This window comes from Paraburkholderia xenovorans LB400 (assembly GCF_000013645.1).
GTDB lineage: Bacteria > Pseudomonadota > Gammaproteobacteria > Burkholderiales > Burkholderiaceae > Paraburkholderia > Paraburkholderia xenovorans.
Window position 1 is genome coordinate 390,928 of the sequence record NC_007953.1, and the last position, 21,988, is coordinate 412,915.

Genomic DNA, 21,988 nt, shown 5'->3' on the forward strand with positions numbered 1-21,988 from the left:
TGCCGCTTTTTCGGCTCTGACTGCCCAAAGTCAGTCGGCCGCCCGAGAGGCCAATTCGATAAACCTCTTCGTTCTCCTGTTGACACCAATTTAACAAGGACCTTTCAATAACTGGATCTGTCGATCTTTCGAATCCGGTTGATTGATCCGTTCGCTGTGAAGCAAATGGACGACGGAATCGATGCAACAGGCCACCTTAGAGTGTGCCATCTAAATTGCCGTGGAAATCCGCACGATGCCTGAATAGACGTTGTGCCACCGGGTGTCGACAGATGCCTTTATGAGGCTTGAGCCATATGATCATAAAGGTGTACGTACGGTTATTGGGGGCGTACCGCAGCAATGCGGTACGGCTACCCTGCCAGGACCATCGAAACGTCAAGTCCAGGACGAAGGTCATGCTTTTTCTCAAGCAGTTTAAGAGCACCGCGACCACGATTTCAGGCATCGAGTTGACGCGTCGCATTCACGAGGGGTCAACTCGATCTCGCAAAGCGGACCCTCAAGGATGCCGCTGTGTCGGCCGTACGGAATGCTATCCTGTCCGCTCGATAAGGTATCCTGCCTATAGGAAACTTATCGACCGGCTTACCTGTTTGCAGTAAAAGCTCTTAAGTAAACTTGACGAATTGCTAAGCATCATCCAAAAATGAACCCTATGAGCTAAGGGGCATCGCGGATCGCCACTGCGCAGGCATGGAGCTTCCACATGAATGACGAAGTTCGTAAGTCCGAAGAGCTGCGCAGTTTCCTGTTCCTGACCGTCGTCATGGTGCCCGTGTTGACGGTTGTATTAATCGCCACGTACGGTTTTATGGTCTGGTTCTACCAGTTGATGATTGGTGGGCCGCCTCATTGACTTCCATTTTCTGATCAGTGCGTTGCTGTGCGATAAGTCGGGTGTAAACCGGAGTCAAACTTATGCCTGTTGTCAATGGATCGACAGTAACAACAGTCGTAACGGGCGACGAATTACATATTGCCGGCATTGTGGTCCATGTGCAGCCGCGGCGGATTGCTGGCGTCCGGCAAGCGATCGGCATGCTGCCTGGTGCGGAGATTCATGCGATCAGCGAACTGGGTAAGCTGGTTGTCACACTCGAAGGCGGAACCGCGTCTGAAGTCGCCGAACAACTCCATGCCATCCATGCGTTGCCTGGCGTCTACTCCGCAGCACTTGTCTATCAGCATCACGAAGACATTGAATCGTTGAACGAGGAGCTAGCCGATGACGCTGTCCCGTCGCGCGTTTATTAAGCAGACCGCCGCGGCCACGGCCGCTTCAGCGGCAGGGGTTGTGCTGCCGGGCGTGGACGCCCTGGCTGCGTCGGACAGCCTGACCTGGTCAAAGGCTCCGTGCCGATTTTGCGGGACCGGCTGCGGTGTCAGCGTGGGCGTGAAGAACGGCAAGGTTGTGGCAACCCAGGGTGACCCGCAGGCCGAGGTCAATCGGGGCCTCAACTGCGTGAAAGGCTACTTCCTGTCGAAGATTATGTACGGCCAGGATCGTCTGACCACACCGCTGCTGCGCATGAAAGACGGCAAGTATGCCAAGGACGGCGAATTCGCGCCGGTCTCGTGGGATCAGGCCTTCGATGTAATGGCCGATCACTTCAAGCGCACCCTGAAAGAAAAGGGCCCGACAGCAGTGGGAATGTTTGGCTCGGGACAGTGGACGGTGTGGGAGGGCTACGCTGCCGTCAAACTTATGAAGGCGGGCTTTCGCAGCAACAATCTCGACCCCAACGCGCGTCACTGCATGGCCTCGGCCGTCACCGGCTTCATGCGCACGTTCGGTATGGACGAGCCAATGGGCTGCTATGACGATATCGAGCAGGCTGATACCTTCGTGCTGTGGGGCTCCAACATGTCGGAGATGCATCCCATCCTGTGGACCCGCATTACCGACCGCCGGCTCAGCACGCCCACGACGCGCGTGGTCGTGCTCTCGACCTTCGAGCATCGCAGCTTCGATCTGGCCGACCAGACGATTATTTTTACACCGCAATCAGATCTGGCGATTCTGAACTACATCGCGAATTACATCATCCGCAACGGCAACGTGAATCGCGATTTCGTCAACAGGCATACGGTTTTCAAGCAAGGCAACGCCGACATCGGTTATGGCCTGCGGCCCGACAACCCGTTGCAGAAAACGGCCAGGAATGCGGGCGACCCAAATGGTTCGCAGCCGATTACGTTCGACGAATTTGCGAAATTCGTCTCGAAGTATGACGCGGCCTATGTGACGAAGCTCTCAGGTGTGCCGCAAAACAAGCTCGATCAACTTGCCCGGCTGTATGCTGATCCGAAGGTCAAGGTGATGTCGTTCTGGACCATGGGCTTCAACCAGCACACGCGTGGCACGTGGGCCAACAACATGGTCTACAACCTGCATCTGCTGACCGGCAAGATCGCCACGCCCGGCAACAGTCCGTTTTCGCTGACGGGGCAGCCGTCCGCATGCGGTACGGCGCGCGAAGTGGGGACCTTTTCGCACCGGCTGCCGGCCGACATGGTGGTCACCAACCCGAAGCATCGTGAGGAGGCCGAGCATATCTGGAAACTGCCGGCAGGCACGATTCCGGACAAACCGGGCTATCACGCAGTCCTGCAGAACCGCATGCTGCGCGACGGCAAGCTCAACGCCTACTGGGTGCAGGTGAACAACAACGTGCAGGCTGCTGCCAATATCAATGGAGAAGCGTTGCCGGGTTATCGGAATCCACAAGCCTTCGTGGTGGTGTCGGATGTGTATCCCACAGTCACCGCGGTGGCGGCAGACCTGATCCTGCCCTCGGCGATGTGGGTTGAAAAGGAGGGCGCGTACGGCAACGCCGAGCGGCGCACCCAGTTCTGGCATCAACTGGTCGACGCACCGGCCGGCGCCCGCTCCGACCTGTGGCAACTGGTCGAGTTTTCAAAGCGCTTCAAGGTCGAAGAAGTCTGGCCTGCGGATTTGCTCGCGAAGAAGCCAGAGTACAGGGGCAAGACGCTCTACGACGTGCTGTATCGTAACGGCCAGGTCGACAGGTTTGCCCTTACGGAAACTGATTCCCACTATCGGAACGACGAAGCCAAGGCGTTTGGTTTCTACATTCAGAAGGGCCTGTTCGAGGAGTACGCAAGCTTCGGCCGTGGCCATGGCCATGATCTCGCGCCATTCGACGCGTATCACAAGGCGCGCGGTCTGCGCTGGCCGGTGGTCAACGGAAAGGAAACGCGCTGGCGCTATAAGGAAGGTTCCGATCCTTACGTGAAAACAGGCACCGGCTGGCAGTTCTACGGCAATCCCGATGGCCGCGCGGTGATCTATGCGCTGCCTTACGAGCCACCCCCAGAAGTTCCGGACAAGGAGTATCCATTCTGGCTCGCTACCGGTCGTGTGCTGGAACATTGGCACTCGGGTTCGATGACGCGGCGCGTGCCCGAGCTGTACCGCGCGTTTCCAAATGCGGTGTGCTTCATGCATCCCGACGACGCGAAAGCAATGGGTGTGCGGCGCGGAGTAGAGGTCAAGGTAATGTCGCGGCGCGGCTACATCCTGACGCGGGTCGAGACGCGCGGACGTGACAAGCCGCCGCGCGGGCTGGTCTTCGTGCCATGGTTCGATTCAAGCCAGTTGATCAACAAGGTGACGCTGGACGCAACTGACCCGATCTCGCTACAGACCGACTACAAGAAGTGCGCGGTCAAGATCGTCAAGGTATAGGAGCCTGTCATGCGGGCCTGGATCGTACTTGCCGTCATTTCGATGATTGCGCTTACGGCGAGCGCTCAGCCGACCGTTCCGGCTGAGCCGTTCCACGATACGTTGCGCGGACTGACGCCACTCGACGAAGAGGCCAAGCCGCCGCTGATCGCGCCGGTCGACAACAGGGACGTGATCCGCGCACGCGCGTACGCGCAGCAGCCACCGACGATTCCGCACAAGATCGATGGCTACCAGCTCGACCGCAACGCGAACCGTTGTCTGGCCTGCCATGCGCGCAGCCGTGCGGCGGAAAGCGGGGCGGTGCCGGTGGCCGTCTCGCACTATACGGACCGGACTGGCGAAACACTTGAGCACATCTCGCCGCGCCGCTATTTCTGCACGCAGTGTCATGTCACGCAGGCCGATGCGAAACCGCTAGTCGCCAATACGTTTACCGATCTACCGGACGTCAGGTTGCCGCCGGCGCGGCAGACGGTAAAAAAATAGAGGCGTCAAGATGCGCGATCTGATCCGGCGCTACTGGAAAACCATCAACCGGCCGACTGCATACTACAGTCTGGGCTTCCTGACGCTGGGTGGCTTCATTGCGGGCGTGGTGTTCTGGGGGGCGTTCAATACGGCGATGGAGTTAACCAATACCGAGGCATTTTGCACCGGCTGTCATGAAATGCGCGATAACACTTACGCCGAGCTGAAAACCACTATTCACTACAGCAATCGCAGTGGCTTCCATGCGAAGTGCTCGGATTGCCACGTGCCGCATGAATGGACCGCGAAGATCGCCCGCAAGATGCAGGCGTCCAAAGAGGTTTGGGCGAAGGTGTTCGGCGTAGTGAATACGCGTGAGAAGTTCGAGGACAAGCGGCTCGAGCTGGCGGAGCACGAATGGGCACGCTTCAAGGCCAACGACTCGCTGGAGTGCCGCAATTGCCATCAATTCGAATATATGGATTTCACGCGGCAGAGTCCGCGCGCGCAGGAGGCGCATCAGCGTTTCCTGGCGACTGGCGAGAGAACCTGTATCGATTGCCATAAGGGGATCGCTCATCAACTGCCGAACATGACGCAGGCGCAGGCTGACGCGGATGCAAAGCAGGCGGCCGGGCACTGATCATGTGGGGCGAGGGCGATTCTTCCATCACTGCAACCAGCATGACGGTGCGCGATGCTTTCAATTGAGAGGCTGGGCGTGGGACGGGGCGGCCAGATGGTTGCCAGCGGCATCGACCTGTGTATTGAAGCGGGTTGGGCCTTGCAGATTCATGGCGCGAACGGCAGCGGCAAGACTACGCTGCTGCGCGTGCTGGCCGGCCTGATGCCGCCGGCGGGCGGCCAAGTCAGCTGGTACGGAGCGAACGTGCGCGCGCATCCGGAGAAGTTTCGGCGCGACCTTGCATTTGTGGGGCACGCCAATGGCGTCAACGATGACCTCACCGTACTCGAAAATCTCCGCTTCGCCACGCTGCTAGGGGCCGGTTCGGGCGCACCTGACGGCACCTCCTCCGTGCCGGCGTCTGGCCGGTCGGGCGTGGCTGCGCCGCCGTCCAGGCGCGACATGCTCGCGCGTGCGGGCATGTTGCCGCTACAGCACACACGGGCGGGCTGTCTCTCGCAAGGTCAGCGCCGCCGCGTCGCGCTCGCCCGGCTGATGCTCGATCGCAAGCCGCTGTGGTTGCTCGACGAGCCGGGCGACGCGCTCGACGACAGCGCATCGGGCTGGCTTCACGAGTGCCTCGCCCTCCATATGCAGGACGGCGGCATCGTAGTGGCCACGACGCACCGGTCGCTGCAAACACCGGCCGCCCGAACGCGGCATCTACATCTTGAACGGAGCGGCGCATGGCTGGACTGACGTTGGGCGTGATCCGCCGCGAACTCGCGTTGACCTGGCGCAGGCGCACGGTCACGCTCGGCAGCCTGATGTTCTTCGTGATTGCATCGAGCCTTTTCCCGCTCGCCGTAGGCCCCGATCCGAAGCTTTTGCAGGCGATCGCCCCCGGCGTGCTATGGGTCACCGCATTGCTCGCCGCGATGCTGTCGGCTGGGCATCTGTTCGCTCAGGACTTCGCGAGCGGCACGCTCGAACAGATGCTGCTGTCGCCTTGGCCGCTACCTGGCATCGTGTTCGGCAAGATCGTCGCGCACTGGCTGACAGGCGGCCTCGCCCAGGTGCTGCTTGCACCGGTCGTGGCGCTGCAATACGAGCTCGGCTGGCGCGCTACGCTGCCGCTGATGGGCTCGCTGCTGCTCGGCACACCGCTGCTGAGCCTGATCGGCTCGATGGGCGCGGCGCTGACACTCGGCGTGCGCGGCGGCGGTGTGACGCTCGCGTTGGTGATCCTGCCGCTCTACGTCCCTGTGCTGATCTTCGGCGTCAGTGCGTCCGATCCAGGGACAAGCGCAGCCTGGTCCAAAGCGAACTTCTCGCTGCTTGGCGCAGCGCTGTGCGCCGCCGGCTTGCTGTGTCCCTGGGCGAGCGCTGTGGCATTGCGAATCGCTTTGGAGTGAGTAATGCACATGACCCGGATAAACTGGTTTCACTACGCATCACCGCGCGTGTTCGATGGTCTTGCCGCCCGCCTCGCGCCCTGCTTCGCGGTGGTATCAGGCGTACTCATACTCGCCGGGCTCGCGATTGGGCTCGTGATTGCACCCACTGATGCGCTTCAGGGGGACGTCTACCGGATCATGTTCGTGCATGTCCCCGCGGCATGGATGTCGATGTTCATCTACGTCGTGATGGCCATGTACTGCGCGCTGGGTCTTGTATTCAATGCGCGGCTTGCCGCGATGATGGCGTTGGCGCTGGCGCCGACCGGCGCGCTTTTCACGTTCATTGCGTTGCTGTCCGGCGCCCTGTGGGGCAAACCGACCTGGGGCGCATGGTGGGTCTGGGACGCACGCCTGAGTTCCGAGCTGATCCTGCTTTTTCTGTACATTGGCTTTATATCGCTGCACGCCGCAATCGACGAGCCACGCCGGGCCGATCGTGCGTGTGCCGTGCTGGGTTTGATCGGTGTGGTCAACATCCCGGTGATCTATTTTTCGGTGCAGTGGTGGTACACGCTGCATCAGGGGCCGTCGCTGGGTTTCGGTAGCGGCGTCTCGATGAGTGAGTCCATGGTGTGGGGCATCGTTGTGATGAGCTTCGGCTTCTGGGCATACTCGATCGCCGTGACCTTTGTGCGCGTGCGCGTGATCATCCGCACGCGTGAACGTACCTCGCCCTGGGAGGCGCGGCTTGAGGAGCGTCCAGCATGAGCGACTTGTCTGGCGTAGCGGCGATGCTCGCGCACACTCCCTATCTGAGCGCGGCGTTGTTGAGCACCTTTGTGCTGCTTGGGCTCGAAGCGTGGTGGGTGCGCTCGCTCTATCGTGAGCGGGGCGATTCGAACGTGCCCGGCGCCGATCCAGGACCCCCGGATGAGACCTAGAAGCTGGCGTCTCGTCTGGGTCGTCGGCGGCGTAGCTGTCGCGGGACTCGCCTGCGCGCTCGTGCTGAACGCCTTCCGGGCCAACGTCGTGTTTTTCGTCAGTCCGAGCCAGATTGCGGCGCAGGAGATACCGGTGACGCGGCACTTTCGTCTGGGTGGCCTTGTCGAGCGGGGCTCGCTCAGGCGCGACGGCGACGGTTTGACCGTGCACTTCGTGGTGACCGATACCGCAACGGAGATCGCGGTGATCTATCACGGCGTGTTGCCGGACCTGTTTCGCGAAGGCAGCGGCGTCGTTGCGCAAGGCACGCTAGGCGGTGACGGTCAGTTCCATGCCGATCAGGTGCTTGCCAAACATGACGAGAAGTACCAACCGCCGGAAGTCAGCGGCGCGTTGCGCCGCGCACAAGGCGGCCGGCAAGGATTGACCACGCTGCACGCCGCTGCCGGCAGGACTGAAGGAGGAACCGGGCCTTGATTCCTGAAATCGGGCACTTTGCGCTGATCCTCGCGTTGCTGCTCGCACTCACGACTGGTGTACTGCCGGTGATCGGTGTGCAGCGCGGCATCGATGGCTGGATACGTCTTGCCTGGCCGGCGGCGCGCGCGCAGTTTGCTTTCGTCGCGATTGCTTTTGGCTGTCTGTCATGGTCGTTCCTCATCAATGACTTTTCCGTCCTCTACGTGGTGGAGAACTCGAATTCCGCGTTACCCGCCGTCTATCGTTTTACTGCGGTCTGGGGCGGTCATGAAGGCTCGCTGCTGCTGTGGGTGTTGCTGTTGACGCTTTGGATGGTGGCCGTCACCTGTTTCAGCAAGCAATTGCCGGTGACGATGGTGGCCACGGTACTGGGTGTGATGAGTTGGATTGCGAGTGGCTTTTTGCTGTTCATGCTCTTCACGTCGAACCCATTCAGCCGCCTGATTCCGCAGTCCATGGAGGGCCGCGATCTGAATCCGCTGCTGCAGGACCCTGGCATGGTCATTCATCCGCCGGTGCTCTACGCGGGCTACGTCGGTTTCTCGGTGGCTTTCGCATTTGCGATTGCGGCGTTGCTGTCGGGCCGGCTTGACGCGGCATGGGCACGCTGGTCGCGCCCGTGGACCACGGCCGCCTGGGTGTTCCTGACGCTGGGCATCATGCTGGGCAGCGGCTGGGCTTACTACGAACTTGGCTGGGGCGGATGGTGGTTCTGGGATCCGGTCGAAAACGCTTCATTCATGCCGTGGCTGGCGGGTACGGCCTTGATCCATTCGCTCGCGGTCACGGAGAAGCGCGGCAGCTTCCGCAGTTGGACCGCTTTGCTGGCGATCTGCGCGTTTTCGTTGAGCCTGCTAGGCACGTTCCTCGTGCGTTCCGGCGTGATTACCTCGGTCCATGCATTTGCGTCCGATCCGACCCGCGGCGTGTTCATCCTCGGGTTTCTTGCGCTGGTGGTGGGTGGCGCGCTGCTTCTCTTTGCCTGGCGCGCGCCGCAGATCGGCCTGGGGGCCGGCTTTGAGCCCGTGTCGCGGGAGGCCTTGCTGCTGTCGAACAATGTGCTGTTAATGGTGGCTGCCGCGTCGGTGCTGCTCGGCACGCTTTATCCGATGGTGCTGGATGCACTTGGACTCGACAAGATTTCGGTCGGGCCGCCGTATTTCGACAGCGTGTTCGTGCCGTTGATGACGCCGGCTATCTTTCTGATGGGCGTGGGACCGCTTGCCCGCTGGAAGGCGGCTCGCGTGCCCGATCTCGCGGCGCGCCTGCGCTGGGCCGCGGCGGTCAGCGTCGTCACAGCGCTGGCGCTGCCGTTCACGCTCGGCAGTTGGCGGCCGCTCGTCAGTCTTGGCCTGCTGCTCGCGACCTGGAGCTTCGCGACGGTCGCGGTGAGCATGCGTGAGCGCATCGGTAGCCAGCAGGGCCGTCCTCTTCTGCGATTCAGGCGCGTACCGCGGGCGAGCTACGGCATGTGGCTCGCGCACGCTGGGATCGGTGTGTTTATCGTGGGTGTGACGCTGGTCAAAGGTTACGAGTCGGAGCGCGATGTGCCGATGCGCAGGGGCCAGACCGTCGAGGTTGGCGGCTACCAGTTCCGTTTCGACGGGGTCCGCGATGTCGACGGGCCGAACTACCGTGCGACGCGCGCCTCGATCGCAGTGAGTCGCGAGGGGCGACCGGTTACGACGCTCTATCCGGAGAAGCGTCTTTTTCTCGTGCAGAAGATGCCCATGACCGAGGCTGCGATCGACCACGGCGTGCTACGCGATCTGTACGTGGCAATGGGCGAGCCGATTGGCGAGGAAGCATGGACCTTGCGGATCCAGATCAAGCCATTCGTTCGCTGGATCTGGGCGGGTTGCCTGCTGATGGCATTGGGCGGAATGCTTGCCGCCAGCGACCGGCGATATCGGTTGTTTCCGGGCCGGCGCGTGCTGCAGATGAACGAGGCTGCGCGTAGTGCTGGAGTGCGGCCCCTTGCTGCAAACGAAATTCGCCAAACCGGCGCGATCGGAGCGCCGGGCGTGATAGCTGCCGCGCCACACCATCCCGTCAACGAGGACCGCGGATGAAACGCGTGTTCGTTCCGCTTATCGGTTTTGCGGTGCTGGTGGCAGTGCTGGCAGCCGGGCTCAGGCACGATCCGCGCCGCTTGCCGTCCGCGCTGATCGGTCAGCCGGCGCCGTCATTCGATCTCCCCGGCTTGGGGGCTACGGACAAGCGGGTGTCGCCGCAAGTGCTGCGCGGGCAGGTGTGGATTCTGAACGTGTGGGCGTCGTGGTGCGAATCGTGCCGGGACGAACACCCGTTGCTGGTCGATCTGGCCGCGCGCCGGATCGCGCCAGTCTACGGCATGGACTACAAGGATGAGCGCGCGCCCGCGCTGCAGTGGCTTGCCGAGGCAGGCGATCCCTATACGGCTTCGTTCGTCGATCACAGTGGCCAGACCGGTATCGACTACGGCGTGTACGGTGTGCCCGAGACTTTCGTGATCGACCGCGCAGGAATCATACGCTACCGGCACGCGGGACCGTTGACGCGTCAGTCGCTCGACGGCGTTATCCTGCCGCTCGTCAGGCAATTGCAGCATGAGGACATAAATGGTTCGTGATCCGAATGGATGGCCAATGCGTTGGACAGCGGTTGTGCTGCTTCTGGTCACACTGAACTGTGCTGCGTGGGGAGCCGCCGGGTCGTCCACGGACGATTCCCACTATCAGGCCCGCGTGCGCCAACTTGCCGAAGGCTTTCGGTGCCTCGTGTGCCAGAACCAGAGCCTCGCAGACTCCAATGCCGATCTCGCAGCCGATTTGCGTGCGAAGATCGGCGAGGAGGTTCGGCAAGGCGCGACCGACGCTCAGGTGCGGGCTTACATGGTGCACCGATACGGAGATTTCGTGCTGTACCGGCCACCAGTGAAACCCGCAACGTGGGCGCTGTGGTTTGGACCTTTCGTTGCGTTGATGGTGGGGGTGAGCGTGCTCTGGCGAACCATGCTGCGCCGTCGCAACGTGCAGCCGCGCCTGCTGGACGAGGATGAGCGCCGGCGTGTCAATGAGTGGCTCCCGGCCCAGGATGAGAGCCCGCTGCGATGATCACCTTCTGGATGATTGCGGCAGCCATGCTGATCGCGGCGCTCACGTGCGTGATTGCACCGCTGCTGCGCCGCGCGGCAACGGACGACGACGAACGGCGGCCGACTCGCGAAGGCGTAGTGCTCGCTGCGGCGATCTACCGGGCGGAACTCGCCGAACTCGAACGCGAATTCAACGCAGGGCATCTTTCTGCCCAACATCGAAGCGAGGTCAGGCGCGAGCTTGAAGCGCGCTTCGCTGATGAGATCGGTGCGGGAGGCCGACCTGCTGGCAGTATAGATGACGTTGCAACGGGCGCTGCCAGCAGGCTGTCGCGCGCGGGCACGGCTGCACTGCTGCTGGCATTACTGCCGACGGCTGTCCTGGTCCTGTACATGCAACTGGGCTCCCCGCTTTCGCTGGCGGTAGAAGGCGGCGGCGACGCCGGACAGATGGCCGTCCATGCTGCCTCGCAAGGCTCTCTGGCGGTGCTGGTGGGACGGCTCGCGACCCGACTGCAACGGCAACCCGACGACGCGCAAGGCTGGGCGATACTGGCGCGTTCCTACGCGGCGTTGGACCGCCCCGACGACGCCATTGCAGCGTATCAGCGCGCGCTCATGGTGAGCCCGCGTGATGCGCAATTGCTGGCCGATTATGCTGACGCGCAGGCTAGCGCCGACGACGGCGATCTGAATGGCGTCGCGCTGCAGAGCATCGAGGCCGCTCTTGCGCTGGATCCGGAGAATCAGAAAGCGCTGGCGCTCGCGGGGTCGGCTGCATTCGACAGACGCGATTACCCGCTCGCCATTCACTTATGGGAGCATCTGGAGTTCGTTGCGGGCACTGATTCGGAGATTGCCGGAATAGCGCGGAAGAACATCGACCGGGCGCGTGTGCTTGCTGCCAGCGGCTCGGCGGATGCGAGCGGGCATCCCGCCGGAGACACGAACTAATACGGGCAGCGCACGCGCGTTTTGAGGCCATTGGCTCCGAATTTCCCCGGAATATACTGTGCAGGCGCCCACATTTCGTGGTGCAGTGAGCGAATCGTTCAAGCAGTGCACCCTCTGTGCCGTTAAACCACGTTGTGCAAGGAGCGTGCGAGGAGTTCACGCTTGCCCGCTGCGGGCTGGAAGACTAACTTCATGACAGTCACAGACGATTGCAAGCTAACCAAAGCGGCACGCAAGTTGATACTGGATGCCGACGACGTTTTCGTCAGTAGCGCCAGTATGTGATCAAGGCGGTACTTGGCAAGCTCGACGTGGAGGTGAACCTGTTGTTTCCGTAATCCAGGCGGGCGGCTTCGTGGAGTTGCCGGTGCGGGCGCTTCACGCGGCGAGGGTTCGCGATCTGCCCGACATTCACCGCGATCCGTTCGACCGGCTTCTGGTGGCACAGGCTCTCTCGGAACCGTTGGGTTGGCGGCTCCTGACAGCTACTTAGCGAAGTACACCGATCTGGTTATCACCGTGTAGGAAAAACGCTCGCGCCGGTCTCGCGGGCCAAACAGGAAAACGGATAAGCAGAATGCCGACATGAGCAAAGAAGTGGAACATAAGCTCGCGCCTGCAGAATTCGACCAGATGGCGGGTCGCATGTATGAGTGCGTAGACATTCATAGCGATATTGAAGAGGGTCATTTCAAAGCGCTTGGTAATGTTCTTGCCTTCGTGAAGGCACGATCTGGATATTCCGCGCTTCGACTGCGTCGCCATCGCTTCACCACCTATCTCACTCCGGTCCGATCGGCGATCAGCCGCCTCCGCTGATTAACCTCATCAACCAATCGCCATGGTCCGCGCACAACGCCGACCGCGTCGGACGATCCTGCAGTTTCCTCCCTGGAGGTTTATTCGACGCCCGCCTACCGGCGCTGCAGCACACGCACAGTCACTTGAATGAGGGCAGGCATCGAATCACCCGATATGACTTTCCATGTCAATCGGAATGTGTAGTTTGCAGTGCTCTCATAAGTGAACGAATTCGCTGAGGGCGGCATAGCATCATCATATTGATGGCACCGGTGTATCGATGTGGCCATTTCTGAAACCGTGGCAACTTGCTGTACCGTTTCCGCGAGAGCCGATTCTGCCCGCGCAAGAACCACGTCACGTGCTCCGAGCCAACGGTTTCGATCGACAGTCCATTACGGTTGCGTAATCCAGTGACGGACGTACGTGAGCCGGATACCGCTGCTGGATCCGTGGTTGTTCAACACCATGCTTCAGACCGGTGGGCACCGCTTGGCGGGCACGGCATGAATTGAACAAGGCATTCAATCTCATAGGTCCGGATTCACGCTGATCTTTCTTATGCGCCAACAGGAATCCAAATCTGAAATTCTTTGTTCACTGAAATGCCGGATCTCGGTAACCTGGCTTTCTCTATTGTGTTGCGCTTTCGCCAAGACGGTATTGCGGGTTCGGCTCCCTGTCGCTCTCGGTGGGAGTATGGTAGCCCGGCGCAAAAAACGTGAGCAAGGTTTTTTGCAAATTTCAGGAGGGCGGTCGTGAGCGGTACAGGTGCCAGCTATCGGAGTGATGTATGTCCACAGAGGTGATTTCCAGATCGGGCCGGTTAGCGGGGCGCCCACCCCGGTATGGGAATCGCCAGCGGAATCCGGTACGCCGTTACGCCGGTATTGCTGTCGTCGTGCTCCTGCACATCCTGTTCATCTGGGCGTTGATGAATGGTCTTGCGAACAAGGTCGTGCAGATCGTGCAGAAGCCGATCGAGACGAAGATCATCGAGCCGGTGAAGCCACCTCCCCCGCCGCCGATGCCGACGGTGCAACTGCCGCCGCCGAAGTTCACGCCGCCACCGCCGCCGTTCGTGCCGCCGCCTGAAGTGGCGGTCACGCCGCCGCCAGCACGCGCGCCGACCATCACCCACCAGGCCGTGCCGATACCGACGCCGGTCGCGCCGCCACCGCCTGCGCCGGTCGCGCCGCCGGCTCCTGCGAAGCCGGTCAGTCACGCGGTGGGCGTGGTGTGCCCGAACTCGGACGAGGTCCGGCGCTCGGTAGGCTATCCGCAGGAAGCGCAGGATAACGACATCAGCGGCGACGTCATGATCTCGTTTGTCGTCGACCCGCAGGGTCATGTGACCGACGAGAAAGTCGAGCAGTCCGCTGACCCGATTCTCGACCGGGCAGCTTTCAGCGCGGTGAAGAAGTTCAACTGTATTTCGCAAGGGCAGCCGGTCCGCGTACAGGTGCCGTTCTCGTTCAAGCTGAACTGAGCGTCGCGTGCACAGCCCGGGCCTGCCCTGATCCAACCCGTTCGATATCGATGGATGCACCCTCTGGAGCATGTATGAAGAAGCGTTCCTTTGCCGCTGTGGCGGCCAGCTTGCTGATCCCGGCCACGGCCGTCAGCGTCCTCGCCGCCGCCGTTGTGGCTCCGCAGGCCGTCTGGGCGCAGACGAGCGCTCCGGCCACCAATAACGCACCAGCGACGGCCGGCGGCTCGGGTTCATCGGGCGCGGATCAGTCCGCGGCGACGCCGCAGACGGCAACGGCCGCCGAGCCGCCGCCGCTCGCGGCGACGAGCACCGAAGTGACAAATCCGTACGGTCTCGGCGCGCTGTGGAAGAACGGGGACCTGGTTGCGCGCTTCGTGCTGATCCTGCTCGTGATCATGTCGATGGGAAGCTGGTACATCATGATCACCAAGTTCCTGGAGCAGTTGCGTGCGAACCGCCGTGCGAAGTCGGCCGACGAGCAACTGTGGAGTGCGCCGTCGCTCGCCCAGGGCGCGGAACAGCTTGACGGGAACTCGCCGTTCCGTTTCATCGCCCAGGTGGGGATCGAGGCCGGCGCCCATCACGAGGAAGCGCTGCTCGAAGCGGTGGATCGCAACACGTGGATCGACGTGTCCATCGACCGTGCCATTACCAACGTGTCGAACCGCCTTCAGGACGGGCTCGCGTTCCTCGGCACGGTGGGCTCGACAGCGCCGTTCGTTGGCCTGTTCGGCACGGTGTGGGGCATCTATCACGCGCTGACTGCTATCGGCATTGCGGGCCAGGCGTCGATCGACAAGGTGGCGGGCCCGGTCGGCGAGGCGCTGATCATGACGGCGATCGGTCTTGCCGTCGCGGTGCCGGCGGTGCTGGGCTACAACTTCCTCGTGCGTCGCAACAAGTCGGTGATGGAGCGTGTACGCGCGTTCGGCGCGCAGCTGCATACGGTGCTGCTGTCGGGCACGAAGCGCCAGGTGCGCGCGGTCGCGAATGCGAAATAAGCAACAGCAGCGCAGGCGGAGCAAGAAGCCATGGCCATGAACGTTGGACAGGACGGTGACGAGGACGAAGTCATCGCTTCCATCAACACGACGCCGCTCGTCGACGTGATGCTGGTGTTGCTGATCATCTTCCTGATCACGATCCCGGTCGTCACGCACACGGTGCCGGTGCAGTTGCCGGCTCAGACGGTGAATCCGCTGCAGACCAGGCCGGACAGCATTGAGATCGCAGTCAACAAGGACGGTTACTTCTTCTGGAACGAGAAGCTGGTTGACGCGCCGACGCTACTCGCGCGGCTGAAGGTGGCGTCGGTGAAGCTGCCACAACCCGAGGTGCATGTACGCGGTGACCGGGCGACACGCTACGAATTCATCGGGCGCGTAATTACCGCGTGCGAGCGTGCCGGGATAGCAAAGGTTTCATTTATTACTCAGCCGCCAGCGCGCGGCGGCTAGGAGTCCGGAATGGGAATGAACGTATCTTCGGGTGGCGGCAGCGGCGAACCGGAGGTGATGGTCGACATCAATACCACGCCGCTGATCGACGTGATGCTGGTGTTGCTCATCATGCTGATCATCACGATTCCGATCCAGATGCACTCGGTGAAGATGAACCTGCCGGTCGGCAATCCACCGCCGCAGGCTGTACCGCCGCCGGTCGTACAGATCGACATCGATTTCGACGGGACGATCACGTGGAACGGCGCGCCGGTTGCAGCCGGTGCGGACCTCGAGAAGCACATGGCCGACGTCGCGGCGCAGCCGGACCAGCCGGAGATCCACCTGTTGCCGAACAGGCTCGCTCCGTACAACGACGTGGCCGCTGTGCTGGCCGCCGCACAGCGTGAAGGCGCGACGAAGATCGGGCTCGTGGGCAACGAACAATATATGCAATGAGCGCGCTGGGGCAGTACGCGCAACAACCACTCAAGGTCAGGAAAGGATGCAGGCACCATGATGCTACGTAGCGTGAGACGTACCGCAGCAGTGGCGGCGCTTAATGGCTTACTTGCGCTGGCGGGGTGGCCCGTCGTCTCTCATTCGGCCGACACGCTGCGTCCTGAAGTGGCGAGGCCGTTGAACGACGCGCAGAACCTGTACCGCGCGCGCAACTATCGCGGTGCGCTCAGCAAGGTTTCGCTGGCTGCGGCGGTGCCGGGCAAGACGGCGTACGAAACGCGCGTGATCGGGGAGATGCAGGGTGCGGCCGCGATCGCGGCCGGCGACACCGGTGTCGCTGCCGGGGCTTATGAGGCGCTGCTGTCGTCGGGCGCACTTGACGGCGCGAGCACGCAGCAGTACTCGGCGGCGCTCGCAGGCATCTACTTCCAGCAGAAGAATTATGCAGCGGCGATCCGCACCGCACAGCGTTACCAGAAGGCGGGTGGCACTGACCCGCAAATGCGCGAACTGCTGCTGCAGTCGTATTTTCTGTCTGGCGACTGCGGGAATGTCGTCGCGGCGCTCAAGCCGGGCATCGACGCCGCGTTGAAGGGCGGCCGTGCGCCCGTCGAGTCGCAGTTGCAGATGCTCGCGCAGTGCGCGCAGAAAACAAAAGATGACAGCGCGCATGCTGACGCCCTGGCGGCGCTTGTTGCGTACTACCCGAAGCCGGCGTACCAGGAGCAGTTATTCAATACCGTGCGCGGCAAGCCCGGTTACTTCGCGTCGCTCGACCTCGACATCTATCGTTTGCGGCGCGCGACCGGTACGCTGACGACAGCCGAGCAGTACATGGAGATGACCCAGCTCGCGCTCGTGGCCGGGATACCCGCTGAGGCCAAGCAGGTGATCGACCAGGGCTTCGCGTCGGGCGTGCTGGGACACGACGCGCAGGCCGGACGTGAGAAGCGTCTGCAGGCGCTTGTCATCCGGCGTTTGCAGGGGCAGAGCGACCCCAACAACTTGCCGGTAGATCCAGTAGATGGCGCGTTGAACCTCGTGTTTGCGGGACAGGTGCAGCAGGGGATTGGTGCGGGCGCCGCCGCGGTCGGCAAGGACGCTGCGCATCAGGATGCGGCACGCCTGCGTCTGGGCGAAGCGTATTACTACGCGGGACAGAAGGCGCACGCGGCGCAGGTGTTCGGTACCGTGAAGGGTGCCGACGGCTCGGCCGACCTTGCGCGCCTGTGGGCGCTGGTCGCCGATAGACGGAGTGAGTAGTTTGCCAGTCGTTATGGGTCGGCTATTGGACGCTTATCCGGCGATAAACCGGCGTTGTCCGGCCACATGACCAAACGTTTGACTGATAGCCCGCATAACGGAGACCTGATGAGTTCCATTCACAATGAGATCGACCTGGATGCTGATGGGCATCACGTCGGCTATCTGCGGCTGCCTTATTCGATTCATCGTTCTGCGTACGGCTGGATTCCGATTCCGGTCGCATCGATCCGCAATGGCGACGGTCCCGTCGTGCTGCTGATGGGAGGCAATCACGGCGACGAATACGAGGGGCAGGTGATCGTCTCCAGCCTGATCCGTGAAATCGAGCCGCAGTGGGTGCGTGGGCAACTGATCTTCTTACCGATGGCGAATTTTCCCGCTGCAGCCGCAGGCTTGAGGACTTCGCCGCTCGACGGTGGCAACCTGAATCGCAGTTTTCCGGGGGATTCACAAGGTGCGCCGACGGCCGCGATCGCCGATTACATCGAGCACACGCTGCTCGTCCACGCGCAATATCTGATCGATCTGCATTCGGGTGGCAGTTCGCTTCTCTACGACGGCGCCAATATGCTGGCCATCGAGCCGCGAGACCCCGAGGAGGAGGAACGGCTCAAAGCATTGCTCGGCGCCTTCGGGCTGCCGCGTGCGTTTCTGCATCGGCCGAATCCGGTCCACGCGGCGACGGCCGCACGCCGGCAGGGTGCCATCTCGATCGTCACAGAACTCGGGGGAGGCGGTACCGTGCAGGCGAGCCTGCTGCGCGATGCGCGGCACGGGCTGCTGAATCTGCTCGGTTTTATCGGACTGCTGAGCGGGCCGCTGGTACCGGCCGGGCCGCCCGCGCAGACGCGTTTCTTCACGGTCTCCGGCTCACGTCATTACGTGTATGCCTATGATCGCGGCGTATATGAACCACTCATCGAGCTGGGCGACCAGGTTGTGGCGGGCCAGCCCGCGGCGCGCATTCATTTCCCCGACACGCCGCTACGTGAACCGGTCACTGCCTTTTTCGCGGCAGCGGGCGAGGTTGTCTGCAAACGCGTGCCGGCCGCCGTGGAGCGTGGCGACTGCCTGTTCCATCTCGCCGAACCGATTCAAAACTAATACGACGTATATCCGCTGTCGCTATCGTGAAATTGACACGCGTCGTCGGCGGTGAAAATCGCGCGGTAGCGACTCAAATCGCGTAGTCACAGAGTAAATAATAGTGTGAATTATATATACGGATTCCTTTGAATAACGATTCGTTAAATGTTTGGTTCATTCCTCATTGGCTGCCTGTTATGGTGTTTTTAGTTCGACAGTAATGCAGATCGGACGTGATAGATATTCAACGACAAGATCAACGGGTATGAGTTATCCCTTTATCCGCCATGAGCTACGAGATTATTGATGCCACGCTGCTGGATCCAGTTGCGCGGCCCCTCCTGGATGCACTGCAGGTCGAGTACGCGACACGCTACCGCGAGTTTCGGCCGGACAGCGCTGCATCAGCGAGTGAGGAACTGGTGCGTTATCCGGCCGAATTGTTCGCGCCACCCGAGGGAGCTTTCATCGTGATCGTGCTTGACGGGGAAACGGTCGGCGGCGGGGCATTCAAGCGCTATGACGCGACGACCGCAGAGCTCAAGCGTATCTGGACGCGCGCCGACCAGCGGCGTCAGGGAGTGGCTCGCCGCATCGTGACGGAACTCGAGACGCGTGCTCGGCGCCAGGGATACCGCCGCATCTATCTGACCACGGGCTTCAGGCAGCCGGAAGCGTCCGGACTCTACCTCAACACGGGCTACGAACCGTTGTTCGATCGTTCGATCGCGCCGGAGATCCACTTTCGTCTTCCGTTCGGCAAGGATCTGCTGGAGCCGGGGCGCACCGATTCGCTAGACGATCTGCGCCAGTCCGAGCCGCTCGGCCAACCGTAGCGACGAGCGTAATCCCTCAATCGAACTTTCTATTTCAACGGGACATCAACTCATGAAGCATAGCCGGAATATCCTGTCGGCAGTGGCCGGAACGTTGGCCGCATTGGCGATGGGTATAGTGGGCACGGCGCTGGCGGCAACCACATTCAATCTGAGTCCGGACCAGCATGACCGCGTCCGGACCACGCCTGATGCTGCAGCAATCAAAGCCGTACCTCCATCGTTTCCGTTTGTCGGAAAGGACGAACTGGTTATCGGCATGACAGTGGGGGCGCCGCCGCTTGCTGCGTACGCGACCGATGAGAAGACGGTGGTCGGTTTCGACCCGGACCTCGCACAACTGGTAGCTGATGGTTTGGGGCGCAAGCTGAAAATCGTGGTGCTCGCGTGGGAGGACTGGCCGCTCGCTCTGCAATCGGGCAGGGTGGACGCGATTTTGTCGAACGTGACTGTTACTGAGGAGCGCAAGGAGAAATTCGACTTTTCGACCTATCGGCGTGACGTGCTCGGTTTCTACGTGGCCAACTCAAGCCCGATTAAGGCAATCCGTGAGCCGAAGGACGTCGCCGGGCTACGTGTCATTACCGATTCAGGAACGAACCAGGAAAAGATCCTGCTCGAATGGAACAAGGAAAACGTTGCGCGCGGGCTGAAGTCGGTGCAGGTTCAGTATTATGACGATCTCGCCGTGAGGGATGTGGCGCTGCGCTCGGGGCGTGCTGACGCAATCCTCAGCGTCAACTCGTTTCTCGCCTACGAGGCCGCGCAGAGAGGGGAGGTGCGCGCAGTCGGCACCATCAGCGGCGGTTGGCCGATTCTGGCAGACGTCGCGATCACGACGCGCAAGGGTAGTGGATTTGCTGCGCCACTCACGCTGCTGCTGAACGACCTCATTCGCAGCGGGAAATACACCCAGGTACTTGACCGCTGGAATCTAGGTTCCGAAGCGATCGATACGGCGAAGACGAATCCTCCAGGGCTACCCAAAAGCTAAGTCATTGAGGCAGCGGTAGTAGCTGCTTCGACGATGATCTGCTCTGACTAATCAGTAATACAAAATAAGGGTATACGGATTTAATGGTTGATGGGGCACCTTCACCCCATCAATCTGATACCACCCTCAGATGGTTGATAGATCGACTCCGTAGTTGAGTTCCTCTGCGAAGTCCGGCAGTCCGTAACCGATGGTTTTCTTGTAGAAAGGAGAGACCTTCGCAGTCGGTGCCTTCTTCTTGTGCTTCGTGGTGTAGAGCATTCGTGCCCGCATCACCTCGAAGGAGTAACCGCGCCCTTCACGGTTCTTGTCCTTGGCCAGTCGGTTGATGGACTCCGTGTAAGCGTTGGTGACGGGCATGTCCGTCTCGAAGTAGGTCATGGTCTCTTCGCGCCAGTTTCCCACTGCCCTGACCAGATCGCTCCAGACTTCCTTTTGGCCCTTCGGGATGGTGGCTATCCACTCGTCCAGGGCGGCTTCTGCCTGGAGCCGTGTGGTGGCGTCCCAGATGCCGTAGAAGCGCTCCTTGTGCTCGTAGGCGGCCAGCAGTTGCGGGAACGCGCCTGTCCAGGTCTCCATGATGAGGCGCTCCCGGTCTGAGACTTCGTGAGCGCGTTTCAGCAGGATTTTCCGGTCTCCCTTGAGAGTCCGGCTCTGGGACGGTTTCAGCTCCTTTCTGAGGCCCTTGCGCACTCTCTCTAGGGCATCGTTGGCCATGCGCACCACATGGAACTTATCGACCACGATACGGGCCTGGGGCAGCACAGCCTTGACCGCTGCCCGGTAGGGGTTCCACATGTCCATGCTGACGATCTCGACCTTCTGCCGGTCTTTCAGCTTCATCAGGTAGTTGGTCACCACGTCCTGGCGGCGGGTGGCCAGCAGGTCGAGCAGGGTTCGCTCCTCAATGTTGGTCAGAATGCAGCGGTAGCGCTTGTTCAGGTATAGCTCGTCAATGCCCAGGATGCGGGGCGTCTCGAAGCGGTGCCAGCGCCCCAGGAACTCGGCGCGGGCGTTGAAGATGTCGCGCACCGTCTTCTCGTCCAGGCCGGTCTGTGCCGCCACAAAGGTGTAGGGGTGGTTGAAGGATTCCTTCTCCACGTACTCATGCAGCCGCAGTGTCATACGGAATCCGTCCACCATCTCCGGTAGCTGGGGCCTGAATGTTGTCTTGCAGGCCCGGCAGGTGTATCGGCGGCGGACCACCCAGAGAGTGACCCGCTTGCCGTGGATGGGCAGATCACGATAGGGAACGTCACGCTTGCCGAACCGTACGAACTCACCCTGCACGCCGCATTCCTCGCAGGCGATGGGATCGGGCACGTCCACCTGGAAGTGCATTTCGTCGTCGGTTGATTTGCAGCCCAGTACTTGGTATTGCGGCAGGTGAAGGATGTTGTCGGGAAGTTCGGTCATGGTGTTGTATAGGCGTAGGTGTCAGTCAGATCCATCCGGCTCGGCATTGGTGTTTGCTTTTTTACCCAACAAGCTGCTGGAAACGAAAAGTAAGGCACCGAGGACAATTGCAATATCAGCCAGGTTGAAGGCCGGCCAATGCCAGTCTCGCCAATAGAAATCAAAGGAATCCACAACATAGCCGCGAAAGACCCGGTCAATCAGGTTGCCCATGGCGCCACCGAGGATAAGACTGTAAGCGATGGCTTCTCCTTTATGACGATTTTCAAGGATCAGCTTGATCAGAAAAATCGAGACCACTACCGCGATTCCGATAAAAAAGTAGCGCTGCCAGCCTCCACCATTCGCAAAAAGACTGAATGCGGCACCGGTGTTCCATAGGTGCACCCAGTTAAAGAACGGGGTCACCGAAACATACTCGCCATAGGCCATTGATTGCTGCACCAGCCACTTTACAGCCTGATCAGACGCTGCCAGCAGGCCCGATATGGACAATAGGGCATACGGCGAGAGCTTTTTGCCAATAATGAGCATTA

The 21,988-nt window shown here is 61.1% G+C and carries 25 protein-coding genes and 1 pseudogene; 24 read left to right on the top strand and 2 right to left on the bottom strand.

The annotated features are described in order from the left end of the window. Nucleotides 1-709: 709 nt before the first annotated feature. The 24 genes and pseudogenes from napE (at nt 710) to BXE_RS38520 (ending at nt 20,036) form a co-directional block, all read left to right on the top strand. Complete coding sequence (gene napE / locus BXE_RS38415) at nt 710-859, top strand: periplasmic nitrate reductase, NapE protein (protein ID WP_011493532.1); 150 nt, start codon at nt 710-712, stop codon at nt 857-859. A gap of 62 nt (nt 860-921) precedes the next feature. Further along, nucleotides 922-1,257: a chaperone NapD gene (locus tag BXE_RS44955; RefSeq protein WP_011493533.1), complete on the top strand. Its 336-nt coding sequence runs from the start codon at nt 922-924 to the stop codon at nt 1,255-1,257. Beyond that, nucleotides 1,229-3,712: a periplasmic nitrate reductase subunit alpha gene (gene napA, locus BXE_RS38420; RefSeq protein ID WP_011493534.1), complete on the top strand. Its 2,484-nt coding sequence runs from the start codon at nt 1,229-1,231 to the stop codon at nt 3,710-3,712. The genes BXE_RS44955 and napA overlap by 29 nt, the downstream gene beginning before the upstream one ends. Before the next feature lie 9 nt (nt 3,713-3,721). Continuing rightward, nucleotides 3,722-4,201, top strand: a complete 480-nt coding sequence (locus BXE_RS38425; RefSeq protein ID WP_011493535.1) for a nitrate reductase cytochrome c-type subunit — start codon at nt 3,722-3,724, stop codon at nt 4,199-4,201. Nucleotides 4,202-4,211: 10 nt separating this feature from the next. Beyond that, nucleotides 4,212-4,826 carry a NapC/NirT family cytochrome c gene (locus tag BXE_RS38430; protein ID WP_011493536.1) on the top strand — a complete coding sequence of 205 codons (615 nt, stop codon included), beginning with the start codon at nt 4,212-4,214 and terminating at the stop codon, nt 4,824-4,826. Nucleotides 4,827-4,880: 54 nt separating this feature from the next. Next, the gene (gene ccmA / locus BXE_RS38435; protein ID WP_011493537.1) at nt 4,881-5,567 is read left to right on the top strand and encodes a heme ABC exporter ATP-binding protein CcmA; all 687 of its coding nucleotides are present in this window, start codon (nt 4,881-4,883) and stop codon (nt 5,565-5,567) included. Continuing rightward, nucleotides 5,555-6,223, top strand: a complete 669-nt coding sequence (gene ccmB / locus BXE_RS38440) for a heme exporter protein CcmB (RefSeq protein WP_011493538.1) — start codon at nt 5,555-5,557, stop codon at nt 6,221-6,223. The genes ccmA and ccmB overlap by 13 nt, the downstream gene beginning before the upstream one ends. Before the next feature lie 9 nt (nt 6,224-6,232). Beyond that, nucleotides 6,233-6,976, top strand: coding sequence for a heme ABC transporter permease CcmC (gene ccmC / locus BXE_RS38445; RefSeq protein ID WP_148223095.1), 744 nt, complete (start codon nt 6,233-6,235; stop codon nt 6,974-6,976). Beyond that, complete coding sequence (locus BXE_RS46790) at nt 6,973-7,149, top strand: hypothetical protein (protein WP_158340965.1); 177 nt, start codon at nt 6,973-6,975, stop codon at nt 7,147-7,149. Before ccmC ends, BXE_RS46790 begins: the two co-directional genes overlap by 4 nt. Beyond that, nucleotides 7,139-7,627: a cytochrome c maturation protein CcmE gene (ccmE, locus tag BXE_RS38450; protein ID WP_011493540.1), complete on the top strand. Its 489-nt coding sequence runs from the start codon at nt 7,139-7,141 to the stop codon at nt 7,625-7,627. The genes BXE_RS46790 and ccmE overlap by 11 nt, the downstream gene beginning before the upstream one ends. Continuing rightward, complete coding sequence (locus BXE_RS38455; protein WP_011493541.1) at nt 7,624-9,702, top strand: heme lyase CcmF/NrfE family subunit; 2,079 nt, start codon at nt 7,624-7,626, stop codon at nt 9,700-9,702. Before ccmE ends, BXE_RS38455 begins: the two co-directional genes overlap by 4 nt. Continuing rightward, nucleotides 9,699-10,241: a DsbE family thiol:disulfide interchange protein gene (locus tag BXE_RS38460; protein ID WP_011493542.1), complete on the top strand. Its 543-nt coding sequence runs from the start codon at nt 9,699-9,701 to the stop codon at nt 10,239-10,241. Before BXE_RS38455 ends, BXE_RS38460 begins: the two co-directional genes overlap by 4 nt. Nucleotides 10,242-10,275: 34 nt before the next feature. Beyond that, nucleotides 10,276-10,725, top strand: coding sequence for a cytochrome c-type biogenesis protein (locus BXE_RS38465; RefSeq protein ID WP_272942403.1), 450 nt, complete (start codon nt 10,276-10,278; stop codon nt 10,723-10,725). Next, nucleotides 10,722-11,660: a c-type cytochrome biogenesis protein CcmI gene (gene ccmI / locus BXE_RS38470; protein WP_011493544.1), complete on the top strand. Its 939-nt coding sequence runs from the start codon at nt 10,722-10,724 to the stop codon at nt 11,658-11,660. Before BXE_RS38465 ends, ccmI begins: the two co-directional genes overlap by 4 nt. Nucleotides 11,661-11,852: 192 nt before the next feature. After that, nucleotides 11,853-12,185: pseudogene (locus tag BXE_RS47560) on the top strand (type II toxin-antitoxin system VapC family toxin). 60 nt (nt 12,186-12,245) lie between these two features. After that, nucleotides 12,246-12,479 (top strand): hypothetical protein, encoded by a 234-nt coding sequence (locus BXE_RS38480; RefSeq protein ID WP_041744345.1) that lies wholly within the window; start codon nt 12,246-12,248, stop codon nt 12,477-12,479. A 775-nt stretch (nt 12,480-13,254) separates the two neighbouring features. Continuing rightward, nucleotides 13,255-13,950, top strand: a complete 696-nt coding sequence (locus BXE_RS38485) for an energy transducer TonB (RefSeq protein WP_011493548.1) — start codon at nt 13,255-13,257, stop codon at nt 13,948-13,950. Nucleotides 13,951-14,024: 74 nt separating this feature from the next. Beyond that, nucleotides 14,025-14,954 carry a MotA/TolQ/ExbB proton channel family protein gene (locus tag BXE_RS38490; RefSeq protein ID WP_011493549.1) on the top strand — a complete coding sequence of 310 codons (930 nt, stop codon included), beginning with the start codon at nt 14,025-14,027 and terminating at the stop codon, nt 14,952-14,954. Nucleotides 14,955-14,984: 30 nt separating this feature from the next. Next, the gene (locus tag BXE_RS38495; protein ID WP_011493550.1) at nt 14,985-15,410 is read left to right on the top strand and encodes an ExbD/TolR family protein; all 426 of its coding nucleotides are present in this window, start codon (nt 14,985-14,987) and stop codon (nt 15,408-15,410) included. A 9-nt stretch (nt 15,411-15,419) separates the two neighbouring features. Next, nucleotides 15,420-15,851: an ExbD/TolR family protein gene (locus tag BXE_RS38500; RefSeq protein ID WP_011493551.1), complete on the top strand. Its 432-nt coding sequence runs from the start codon at nt 15,420-15,422 to the stop codon at nt 15,849-15,851. A gap of 57 nt (nt 15,852-15,908) precedes the next feature. Further along, entirely contained in the window at nt 15,909-17,117 is a 1,209-nt protein-coding gene (locus tag BXE_RS38505) for a tetratricopeptide repeat protein (RefSeq protein WP_011493552.1), read from the top strand. Between the two features lie 108 nt (nt 17,118-17,225). Then, nucleotides 17,226-18,224, top strand: coding sequence for a succinylglutamate desuccinylase/aspartoacylase family protein (locus BXE_RS38510; RefSeq protein WP_011493553.1), 999 nt, complete (start codon nt 17,226-17,228; stop codon nt 18,222-18,224). Between the two features lie 269 nt (nt 18,225-18,493). Then, nucleotides 18,494-19,042 carry a GNAT family N-acetyltransferase gene (locus BXE_RS38515; RefSeq protein WP_011493554.1) on the top strand — a complete coding sequence of 183 codons (549 nt, stop codon included), beginning with the start codon at nt 18,494-18,496 and terminating at the stop codon, nt 19,040-19,042. Between the two features lie 52 nt (nt 19,043-19,094). Beyond that, the gene (locus BXE_RS38520; RefSeq protein WP_011493555.1) at nt 19,095-20,036 is read left to right on the top strand and encodes an ABC transporter substrate-binding protein; all 942 of its coding nucleotides are present in this window, start codon (nt 19,095-19,097) and stop codon (nt 20,034-20,036) included. A gap of 126 nt (nt 20,037-20,162) precedes the next feature. Here BXE_RS38520 and BXE_RS38525 read toward each other — a convergent pair whose 3' ends face one another. Together BXE_RS38525 and lspA are read right to left on the bottom strand one after the other, a co-directional pair. Continuing rightward, nucleotides 20,163-21,452, bottom strand: a complete 1,290-nt coding sequence (locus BXE_RS38525) for an ISL3-like element ISPpu12 family transposase (protein ID WP_004574636.1) — start codon at nt 21,450-21,452, stop codon at nt 20,163-20,165. A gap of 21 nt (nt 21,453-21,473) precedes the next feature. Further along, the gene (gene lspA, locus BXE_RS38530) at nt 21,474-21,986 is read right to left on the bottom strand and encodes a signal peptidase II (protein WP_004863699.1); all 513 of its coding nucleotides are present in this window, start codon (nt 21,984-21,986) and stop codon (nt 21,474-21,476) included. Between the last annotated feature and the right edge of the window lie 2 nt (nt 21,987-21,988).